General features: G+C 74.0%; 8 protein-coding genes. 6 read left to right on the top strand and 2 right to left on the bottom strand.

The genetic code is table 11. The annotated features are described in order from the left end of the window. The 6 genes from KIK08_RS19555 to KIK08_RS19530 form a co-directional block, all read left to right on the top strand. Window positions 1-1,237: RNA polymerase sigma factor (locus KIK08_RS19555; RefSeq protein ID WP_214404637.1), on the top strand; the 1,237-nt coding region annotated here is incomplete at its 5' end. Next, window positions 1,203-2,606, top strand: a complete 1,404-nt coding sequence (locus KIK08_RS19550; RefSeq protein ID WP_214404636.1) for an NAD-dependent succinate-semialdehyde dehydrogenase — start codon at window positions 1,203-1,205, stop codon at window positions 2,604-2,606. The genes KIK08_RS19555 and KIK08_RS19550, both read left to right, overlap by 35 nt. Before the next feature lie 46 nt (window positions 2,607-2,652). Continuing rightward, window positions 2,653-3,738 (top strand): AbrB family transcriptional regulator, encoded by a 1,086-nt coding sequence (locus KIK08_RS19545; RefSeq protein WP_308257744.1) that lies wholly within the window; start codon window positions 2,653-2,655, stop codon window positions 3,736-3,738. A 97-nt stretch (window positions 3,739-3,835) separates the two neighbouring features. Then, complete coding sequence (locus KIK08_RS19540; protein WP_214404635.1) at window positions 3,836-4,060, top strand: hypothetical protein; 225 nt, start codon at window positions 3,836-3,838, stop codon at window positions 4,058-4,060. 22 nt (window positions 4,061-4,082) lie between these two features. Next, window positions 4,083-4,838 carry a class I SAM-dependent methyltransferase gene (locus KIK08_RS19535; protein ID WP_308257743.1) on the top strand — a complete coding sequence of 252 codons (756 nt, stop codon included), beginning with the start codon at window positions 4,083-4,085 and terminating at the stop codon, window positions 4,836-4,838. A 110-nt stretch (window positions 4,839-4,948) separates the two neighbouring features. Then, window positions 4,949-5,122: a CsbD family protein gene (locus tag KIK08_RS19530; protein ID WP_214404633.1), complete on the top strand. Its 174-nt coding sequence runs from the start codon at window positions 4,949-4,951 to the stop codon at window positions 5,120-5,122. A gap of 145 nt (window positions 5,123-5,267) precedes the next feature. On the opposite strand, the gene KIK08_RS19525 is transcribed toward KIK08_RS19530, so the two are convergent. Beyond that, a complete protein-coding gene (locus KIK08_RS19525) occupies window positions 5,268-5,858 on the bottom strand; it encodes a response regulator (RefSeq protein WP_214404632.1) in 591 nt (196 codons plus the stop codon). A gap of 70 nt (window positions 5,859-5,928) precedes the next feature. After that, window positions 5,929-10,365 carry a HAMP domain-containing protein gene (locus tag KIK08_RS19520; RefSeq protein ID WP_214404631.1) on the bottom strand — a complete coding sequence of 1,479 codons (4,437 nt, stop codon included), beginning with the start codon at window positions 10,363-10,365 and terminating at the stop codon, window positions 5,929-5,931. Window positions 10,366-10,385: the final 20 nt, after the last annotated feature.

The following is a 10,385-nucleotide window of genomic DNA, read 5'->3' as shown; positions in this document are numbered from 1 at the left end:
GCAGGACGCGTACGCGACCGCGGTCGCGACCTGGCCGCGCGACGGCGTCCCCGACCGGCCCGACGCCTGGCTGCTGGCGGTGGCCCGGCGCCGGGCCGTCGACCGGTTCCGCCGCGAGGCGACGCTGGCCCGCAAGCTGCGGCTGCTGGTCGGGCCGGACGTGGTGCCCGGTCCCGAGGAGGGCGGAGGTGGGGATGTGGACGCCGTCCCCGACGAGCGACTGCGGCTGCTGTTCACCTGCTGCCACCCGGCGCTGTCGGTGGAGGCCGGGGTCGCGCTGACGCTGCGGCTGCTCGGCGGGCTGAGCACCGCCGAGATCGCCAGGGCGTTCCTGGTGCCCGAGCCGACGATGGCCGCCCGGATCACCCGGGCCAAGCACAAGATCGCGGTCGCCGGCATCCCGTACCGGGTGCCCACGGGCGCGGAGCTGCCCGACCGGCTCCACGCGGTGCTGCGGGTCATCTACCTGATCTTCACCGAGGGCCACTCGGCGAGCGCGGGAGCGGTGCCGGTGCGCGCCGACCTGTGCGCGGAGGCCGTGCGGCTGGCCGGCGTGGCCGCCGCGCTGCTGCCCGACGAGCCGGAGGCGCTGGGCCTGCGCGCCCTGCTGCTGCTCCAGCACGCCCGCCGCGACGCGCGGGTCGACGGCGACGGGCGGCTCGTGCTGCTCGGCGACCAGGACCGCTCCCGGTGGGACGCCGAGGCCGTCGCCACCGGGCTGGAGGTGGCCCGCGCCGCGGCCTCGCGGGTGGCGCTGCGGGCGGCCGGGCCGTTCCTGCTGCAGGCCGCGATCGCCGCCGAGCACGCCGCGGCGGCCACCGCCGCGGACACCGCCGCGGACACCGACTGGGCCCGGATCGCGCTGCTCTACACCGTGCTGGAGGAGCGGACCGGGTCCCCGGTCGTGCGCCTCAACCGGGCCGTCGCGGTGGCCGAGACCGACGGGCCGGCGGCCGCGCTCGCCCTGCTCGACGGCCTCGACGACCGCCTGGCCGGCTACCACCTGCTGCCGGCCACCCGGGCCGACCTGCTGCGCCGCCTCGGCCGCGCCGCCGACGCCCGCACCGCGTACGCCCGGGCGGTCGAGCTGGCCGGCAACGACGCCGACCGGGCGTTCCTGGCCGACCGGCTCGCCGCGCTCGACCTCGACCCGTCGGGCGCCGGGAGTGTTGCTCGGCGCCGGGACCGGGTAGGACCAGCACATGGCCATCGCGACGACGAACCCGGCGACGGGTGAGACCCTCCAGGAGTTCGACGAGCTCACCGACGCCGAGCTGGACGCCCGGCTGCAGCGCGCCGCCGACACCTTCCGCAGCTACCGGCGCACCACCTTCGCCGAGCGGGCCGGCTGGCTGCGCCGCGCCGCCGACATCCTCGACGAGGATGCCGAGCGGCTCGGCCGGATCGCGACCACCGAGATGGGCAAGACGCTGGCCTCGGCGAAGGCCGAGGTCGCCAAGTGCGCCAAGGGCTGCCGCTACTACGCCGACCACGCCGAGGAGATCCTGGCCGACGTCGCGCACCACCCGGCCGGCGCCGACGGGGCGCAGGTCTTCACCCGGTACGAGCCGATCGGGCCGGTGCTGGCCGTCATGCCGTGGAACTTCCCGTACTGGCAGGTGTTCCGCTTCGCCGCGCCCGCGCTGATGACCGGCAACGTCGGGCTGCTCAAGCACGCCTCCAACGTGCCGCAGTGCGCGCTGGCCATCGAGGACGTGCTGCGGCGCGCGGGCTTCCCGGAGGGCGCCTTCCAGACCCTGCTGGTGTCCTCGGGCAAGGTCGCCGGGATCCTGTCCGACGACCGGGTCCGCGGGGCCACCCTGACCGGCAGCGAACCGGCCGGGCGCCAGGTGGGGGCGAAGGCGGGCGAGCACATCAAGCCCAGCGTGCTGGAGCTGGGCGGCAGCGACGCGTTCATCGTGATGCCCTCGGCCGACCAGGAGGCCGCGCTCGAGGCGGCGGTGTCGTCGCGGCTGCTCAACAACGGGCAGTCCTGCATCAACGCGAAGCGGTTCATCGTGCACGAGTCGGTCGCCGACGAGTTCGAGCGCGGGATGGCCCGCCGGTTCGAGGCGCTGAAGCTCGGCGATCCCACCGCCGCGGACACCGACCTCGGCCCGCTGGTCAACGCCGACGCCGTGCAGACGATCGACCAGCAGGTGCGCGACTCGGTCTCGGCCGGGGCGCGGCTGGTCACCGGCGGCAAGCCGCTGGGCGGGGCGGGCTACTACTACCCGGCCACGCTGCTCGCCGACGTGCCGGAGGGCTCCCCCGCGCACCGCGAGGAGCTGTTCGGGCCGGTGGCCACGCTCTGGCGGGCCCGCGACGTCGACGACGCCATCCGCATCGCCAACGACTCGCCGTTCGCGCTGGGCGGCAGCGCCTGGACGACCGACCCCGACGAGCAGCGCCGGTTCGTCACCGAGGTGGAGACCGGCATGATCTACATCAACAAGTTCACCGAGTCCACGCCGGAGGTGCCCTTCGGCGGGGCGAAGAACTCCGGCTACGGCCGCGAGCTGGCCCAGTTCGGGCCGCTGGCGTTCGTCAACGCCAAGACGGTCTGGATCGCCGCGCCCACCCCCACCGGCGGCGCGGTGGAGTGACCCACACCGGCCCCGTCCCGGGCGCGGGGTGGGTGAGGATGGCCGGGTGCGGCGGTGGGCGGGCTGGTTCCGGCTGGTCCTGCTGACCGCTCCGCTCACCGCCGGCATGGCCGTGCTCGGCGTGCCCTCGCCCGCGCTGTTCGCCGGGCTCATCGCGGCGACGGTCCTGGCCCTGCTGGGCGCGGCGCCGCACGCGGTGCCCCGCCCGGCCACCACCGCGGCGCAGGCCGTCATCGGGGTCGTGATCGGGGTGCTCGCCCAGCCCGGCACGCTCGCCGCGCTGGCCCCGCAGTGGCTGCCGGTGCTGCTGGTCACGCTGGCCACGCTCGCGGTCAGCATGGCGGCGGGGCTGCTGCTCGGGCTGCGCCGCGGCGTGTCGGCGCTGACCGGGATGCTCGCGCTCACCGCGGGCGGGGCCTCGGGCCTGGTGGCGGTCAGCCGCGACCTCGGCGCGGACGAGCGGGTGGTGGCCGTGGTGCAGTACCTGCGGGTCGGGGTCGTCACCGCCCTGATGCCGCTGCTGGCCGCGGTGGTGTTCGGCGCGTCGGCGGGGGTGGGGGCCGGGCCGCCCGCCGGTGCGGGTGCGCCGTGGGGCATCGGCCTCGTGTTCGTGGTCGTGTGCGCGGCGGTGGGCATCGGGTTGGCCCGGCTGGCCCGGCTGCCCGCCGGCGGCCTGCTGGGCCCGATGACCGTGGCCATCGCGTTGAACCTGGCCGGCTGGTCGTTCGGGGCGCAGCCGCCCGAGCTGCTGGTCGAGCTGGCCTACGCCGTCATCGGGTGGCAGGCCGGGGTCCGGTTCACCCGGCCGAGCCTGCGGCTGGTGCTGGGGGTGCTGCCACTGGCCACCGGGCTCATCGTGGCGGTCATCGCGGCCTGCGCGGGGCTCGGGCTGGCGCTGTCGGCCGCGACGGGGGCGACGCTGCTGGACGGCTACCTGGCCACTACGCCAGGCGGTGTGTACGCGGTCCTGGCGACCTCGATCTCCTCCGGCGGCGACGTCACGTTCGTGGTCGCCGGCCAGGTGCTGCGGGTGATCGCCATGCTGCTGGTGGCGCCCCTGCTGGCCCGGCTGGCGGCCCGCCGCGGCGGTGGACCCGGCGACCGACCGGTCGACCCGGATCGCGGAGTGTGACTAACGTATCCCCTTTTGCCTTCCGTCCAACGGAAGAGCCCCTGACGTGACCGGCGACACTCCACGACCATGCGCCCGGAAGGTACGGGGGTGTCGAATGGGACGGGTGTGGCTGGGCGCGACGCACGACGTCCGCGTCCCGGTGACCGGTGATGCGAGACGGGGGCGAGGCCCCGAGCCGCACAGCGCCCGCCAGGACGCGGCCGCCCGCCGGCTGAACCGCCAACCCGCCCAGCAGCACGCCCAGCGCGACGCCGGGCCGGCCCCGGCGCCCGCGGGCCGCCCCCGCTGGCGCAACTGGAACTGGTTCGCCCGCCGCTGACGCGCCCGGCACGATGTCGGCCGTGACGAGCTCCCCCACCCCGATCGACGTGTTCTGGATGGCCCACGACGGCCTGCCCCGCCAGGCCCCCGGGTCCGTGGCCACCACCGAGTTGCTGCTGCGGCTGGCCGGGCCACTGCCCGACCGGCCCCGCATCGTCGACATCGGGTGCGGCACCGGGGCGGCCACGCTGCCGCTGCTCGCGGCCACCGGGGGCTCGGCCGTCGCGGTCGACACCCACGCCCCGTTCCTCGACCGGCTGCGCGACGAGGCGCGCGCGGCGGGCGCGGCCGACCGGCTCCGCACGCTCGACGCGCCGATGCAGGACCTGCCGCTGCCGGAGGGCGCGGTCGACCTGCTGTGGGCCGAGGGTTCGGCGTACCTGATGGGCTTCGACGCGGCGCTGCGCGAGTGGCGACGCCTGCTCGCCCCCGGTGGGGTCCTGGTGCTGACCGAGGCCGTGTGGACGACTCCCGAGCCCGCGGCGGGGGCCAGGGCCTTCTGGGACGCGGGCTACCCGGGGATGCGCACCACCGCCGCCAACGCCGTCGCCGCCGAAGCCGCGGGCTGGACCGTGCGGGCGGTCCACCTGCTGCCCGACGAGGACTGGGCGGCCTACTACGGGCCGCTGGCCGAGCGGATCGCCGCGCTACGGGCGGAGGGCGTCGACCCGGCCGCGCTCGACGAGGTGGCGCGGGAGGTCGACGTGCGCCGCGAGCACGGGGCCGACTACGGCTACGCGGGCTACGTGCTGGCCCCGCGCCCGGCCGCCGGGTAGCGGGGTAGATCGACACCTCCGCCGCTCGCGTGTGGGACAGCGCCCGTTCGGGTAGTCGACGGCCGACGACGAAAGGCGGGCGATCGCCCCGATCTCGCAGGAGGCGCGACATGGCGACCGAGGACAAGTTCAGCAACAAGGCCGAGGAGCTCAAGGGCCGCGCCAAGGAGCACGTGGGCCGCGCGACCGACGACCCCGACCTGCAGGCCGAGGGCCGCGCCGACCGCATGTCGGGCACCCTCAAGCAGGCCGGCGAGAAGATCAAGGACGCGTTCCGCAAGTAGCCCACCCACGCGTACCGCTCCCGCGGCGCACACCTGCCGGCACCACGCACACCTCGCGGTCGCGGCGCACACGGCACGACATGTGCGCCGCTACCACGGGGTGTGCGTCACGTACGGGGGAGGCCCGTGAGGAGCCCGCGGGCGGTCAGTTGGCGGAGCCGGTGGACCGGCTGCCGGGGCCCCGGGACCCGATCCGGCGCGGAGGGCGCTCCAGGCGGGCGGCGTGCAACCGGTCGCGCGCCCGCACGGTCGCGCCGGGCTCGCCGCCGTCGAGCAGTTCGACCGCGTCGTCGATCGCCGCGCGCAGCAGGGCCGTCTCCGCGGCCTGCTCGGTGAGCCGGGCGTGGGTGGTCCACAGGTCGACGAACACCGAGATCTTCGAGCGCAGCACCCACGGGTCGAACGGCTTGGTGATGTAGTCGACCGCGCCCGCCTGGTAGCCGCGGAAGGCCAGGTGCGGGTCGTAGTCGACGGCGGTCAGGAACAGGATCGGGATGTGGCGGGTGCGCTCGCGCTGCTTGACGTGGCCCGCGGTCTCGAAGCCGTCCATGCCGGGCATGTGCGCGTCGAGCAGGATGACCGCGTAGTCCTCGACCAGCAGCCGCTTCAGCGCGTCCTCGCCGCTGGTGACGGTGACCATCTCGATCGGCAGGCCCTCCAGGATGGCCTGCAGGGCCAGCAGGTTCTCCCGCCGGTCGTCGACGGCCAGCACCCGGGCCAGCTGCCGGCCGCTCATCGCCCGGCCTCGCAGGGCTCGGCCGGCGCTTCGCGCCAGCACGGTGCTGATGATTCGCTCGCGAGCCCGCTCATCGCGGCGTCACCCACGCCGCCATCAGGGTGAGCAGGTCGTCCAGGTCCACCGGTTTCGTCACGTACTCCGTCGCTCCCGCGGCCAGGCTCGACTCGCGGTCGCCGGGCATGGCCTTGGCCGTCAGGAAGACCACCGGCAGGTCGCGCCCCTGCGGGAGGGCGCGGATGCGACGGGTGGTCTCGTTGCCGTCGAGGTCGGGCATCATCGCGTCCATCAGTACCACGTCGATCTCGGGGTGCTCGGTGAGCAGCCGGATGCCCTCCAGCCCGTTGTCGGCGTAGAGCACCGTGAGCCCGCGCAGCTCCAGGGCGCTGGTCAGGGCGAACACGTTGCGCACGTCGTCGTCGACGATGAGCACCGTGGCCCCGGCGAGCTCCGGGGTCGGGCGGGCGCCGGCCGCGGCGGGCCGGTCGCGCAGGATCGGCGGCGCGCCCGGGTAGGACGCCGTCCCGAGCGGTTCGACCGGCATCTGGCGGGGCAGCATCCGCGCCGCGACCGCGCCGGTGCCCAGTTCGTCGGGCAGCAGCAGCGTGAACACCGAGCCCACGCCGACCTCGGACGTCACGTCGATGCGCCCGCCCAGCAGCCGGGCCAGCTCCCGCGAGATCGACAGCCCCAGCCCGGTGCCGCCGTACTTGCGGCTGGTGGTCCCGTCGGCCTGCTGGAACTGCTCGAAGATCATGTCCAGCTTGTCCCCGGGGATCCCGATGCCCGTGTCGTGCACCGCGAAGGTGACGACGTGGCGGGCCGCGTCCAGCGTCGGGACGCCGTGCAGCGCGTCCGGGTCCGCCAGCCCGATCTGCAGCGTGACGTGCCCGCGGTCGGTGAACTTGACCGCGTTGGCCAGCAGGTTGCGCAGCACCTGGTGCAGCCGCTGGGCGTCGGTGGTGATCTCGTCGGGCACGTCGTCGGCCAGTTCGACGCGCATCTCCAGGCCCTTGTCCTCGGCCTGCGGCCGGAACGACTGCTCCAGCCCGGAGCACACGTCCGACAGCCGGACCGCGGCCAGGTCGACGTCCACCCGGCCGGCCTCGATCTTGGTCAGGTCGAGGATGTCGTCGATCAGGCGCAGCAGGTCGGACCCGGCGCTGTGGATGGTGCTGGCGAACTCGATCTGCTTGGCGGTCAGGTTGCGGTCGGGGTTCTCGGCCAGCAGCCGCGACAGCAGCAGCAGCGAGTTGAGCGGCGTGCGCAGCTCGTGGCTCATGTTGGCCAGGAACTCGGACTTGTACTGGCTGGCCGAGGCCAGCTGCTGGGCCTGCTCCTCGACGCCGCGCCGGGCCGCGTCGATCTCCATGTTCTTGATCTCGACGTTGCGGTTCTGCTCGGAGAGCTGCTCGGCCTTCTCCTCCAGCTCGGCGTTGGCCCGCTGCAGCTCGGCCGACTGGTCCTGCAGCTCCATGGCCAGGCGCTGGGACTGGGCCAGCAGCTCCTCGGTGCGCCGGTTGGCCCGGATCGTGGTGAGCGCGACGCTGATCGCGGCCACCATCCGCTCGAGGAACGCCAGGTGCAGCGCGGAGAACGGGCGCACCGAGCCCAGCTCCATCACCCCCAAGCACTCGTCCTCGAAGTGCACGGGCAGCACCACGACCTCGCCCGGGGCGCCGCCACCGGTGCCCGAGCGGATGGCCAGGTAGTCGGGTGGGAGCTGCTCGACGCGCACGATCTGGCGCGTCGCCGCGGCCTGGCCGACCAGGCCCTCGCCGGTGGCGAACTCCAGCGGGGCCGCGCCGTCGCCGGGCAGCGCGTAGCTCCCGGACAGCACCCAGCGCGGTCCGCCGATGCCGGCCCCGGACGCCTCGGTCGCCAGGAAGAACGCGCCGACCTGCGCGTTCACCAGCGGTGTGATCTCGTCCATGATCATCTGGCTGACCTCGGCCAGGTTGCGCTGGCCCTGCAGCAGCCCGCCGATCCGGGCCAGGTTGGAGTCCATCCAGCGCTGCTCGTTGTTGACGGTGGTCGTCTCGCGCAGCGCCACGATCATCTGGTTGATGTTGTCCTTGAGCTCGGCGATCTCGCCGGCCGCCTCGACCTGGATGCGCTGGGTCAGGTCGCCGCTGGCCACTGCGGTGGACACGGCGGCGATCGCGCGCAGCTGGGTGGTCAGCGTGGAGGCCAGCTGGTTGACGTTCTCGGTCAGGTCGCGCCAGGTGCCCGCGACGCCCTCGACCTGGGCCTGCCCGCCGAGCTTGCCCTCGGTGCCCACCTCGCGCCCGACGCGGGTGACCTCCGCGGCGAACGAGGACAGCTGGTCGACCATCGTGTTCACCGTCGACTTGAGTTCGAGGATCTCACCCCGGGCATCGACGGTGATCTTCTGGGACATGTCGCCCTTGGCCACCGCGGTGGTCACCTGGGCGATGTTGCGCACCTGCCCGGTCAGGTTGGACGCCAGCTGGTTGACGTTCTCGGTCAGGTCGCGCCAGGTGCCCGCGACGCCCTCGACCTCGGCCTGCCCGCCGAGCTTGCCCTCCGTGCCCACCTCACGGGCCACGCGGGTGACCTCCGCGGCGAACGAGGACAGCTGGTCGACCATCGTGTTCACCGTCGACTTGAGTTCGAGGATCTCACCCCGCGCGTCGACGGTGATCTTCTGCGACAGGTTGCCCTTGGCCACCGCGGTGGTCACCTGGGCGATGTTGCGGACCTGCCCGGTCAGGTTGAAGGCCATGTAGTTGACGTTGTCGGTGAGGTCGCGCCACGTGCCCGACACACCGCGCACGTCGGCCTGGCCGCCGAGCTTGCCCTCGGTGCCCACCTCGCGCGCCACGCGGGTGACCTCCGCCGCGAAGGACGACAGCTGGTCGACCATCGTGTTCACCGTCGACTTGAGCTCGAGGATCTCACCCCGGGCATCGACGGTGATCTTCTGCGACAGGTCGCCCTGCGCCACCGCCGTCGTCACCTGCGCGATGTTGCGCACCTGACCGGTCAGGTTCGACGCCAGCTGGTTGACGTTCTCGGTGAGGTCGCGCCAGGTGCCGGCCACGTCCTCGACCTCGGCCTGGCCGCCGAGCTTGCCCTCCGTGCCCACCTCGCGCGCCACGCGGGTGACCTCCGCCGCGAAGGACGACAGCTGGTCGACCATCGTGTTCACCGTCGACTTGAGCTCGAGGATCTCACCCCGGGCATCGACGGTGATCTTCTGCGACAGGTCGCCCTGCGCCACCGCCGTCGTCACCTGCGCGATGTTGCGCACCTGACCGGTCAGGTTCGACGCCAGCTGGTTGACGTTGTCGGTCAGGTCGCGCCAGGTGCCGGCGACCCCGGGCACCTGGGCCTGGCCGCCGAGCTTGCCCTCGGTGCCGACCTCGCGGGCCACGCGGGTGACCTCGTCGGCGAACGACGACAGCTGGTCGACCATCGTGTTGACCGTCGACTTGAGCTCCTGGATCTCGCCGCGGGCATCGACGGCGATCTTCTGGGTGAGGTCGCCGGAGGCGACCGCCGTGGCCACCTGCGCGATGCCGCGCACCTGGGTGGTCAGGTTCGCGGCCATCAGGTTGACCGCGTCGGTGAGGTTCTTCCAGGTGCCGGCCACGTTGGGGACCGCGGCCTGGCCGCCGAGCAGGCCGTCGGTGCCGACCTCGCGGGCGACCCGGGTGACCTCGTCGGCGAACAGCCGCAGCGTGGAGGTCAGCGCGTTGATCGTGTCGGCCAGCGCGGCGACCTCGCCGCGGGCGTTCACCGTGATCGTGTGCGACAGGTCGCCGCGGGCGATCGCGGTGGCCGCCGAGGAGATGGAGCGCACCTGGTTGGTCAGGTTGCTGGCCATCGTGTTGACCGAGTCGGTCATGACGCGCCAGGTGCCCGACACGCCGCGCACGTCGGCCTGGCCGCCCAGCTCGCCCTCCGTGCCCACCTCGCGGGCCACGCGGGTGACCTCGTCGGCGAACGACGAGAGCTGGTCGACCATGGTGTTCACGGTCCGGCCGATGCGGCGGAACTCGCCGCGCAGCGGGCGGCCCTCGATCTCCAGGGCCATGTGCTGGGACAGGTCGCCCTCGGCCACCGCCTCGATGACCCGGGCGATCTCCGCGGTCGGCTCGGCCAGGTCGTCGATCAGGGCGTTGACCGCGCGCAGCCCGACGGCCCAGGAACCGTCGTAGGACTCCTCGTCGAGCCGGTCGGCGGTGCGGCCCTCCCGGCCCACCACCCGGCTGATGCGCAGCAGGTCGCGGTTGCGCCGCTCCAGGGTCGCGAGGACCTCGTTGAACTCGTCCACGACCTCGGCGCCGACGCCCTCGCGGTGGGTCAGCCGCACGTCGAACCGGCCGCGCCGGACCTGGCCGAGCGCCTGGGCGAGGTCGGCGAGCACCGACTCCGCGGTCGGGGCGGTCGCCGCGGCGGTCGTCGGAGCGGTCGTCGGAGCACCGCTCGGGCCCCCTACGCCGTCGGCGCCGATCGCGCCCACCCGGCGTGTGCTGCTCATCAGGTCCTCCCGTGCGTCCG

The sequence above is a fragment of the Pseudonocardia lacus genome (genome assembly GCF_018531445.1).
GTDB classification, from domain to species: domain Bacteria; phylum Actinomycetota; class Actinomycetes; order Mycobacteriales; family Pseudonocardiaceae; genus Pseudonocardia; species Pseudonocardia lacus.
The sequence above is the reverse complement of the archived record's forward strand: the minus strand, read 5'-3'. Positions and strand labels throughout refer to the sequence as shown.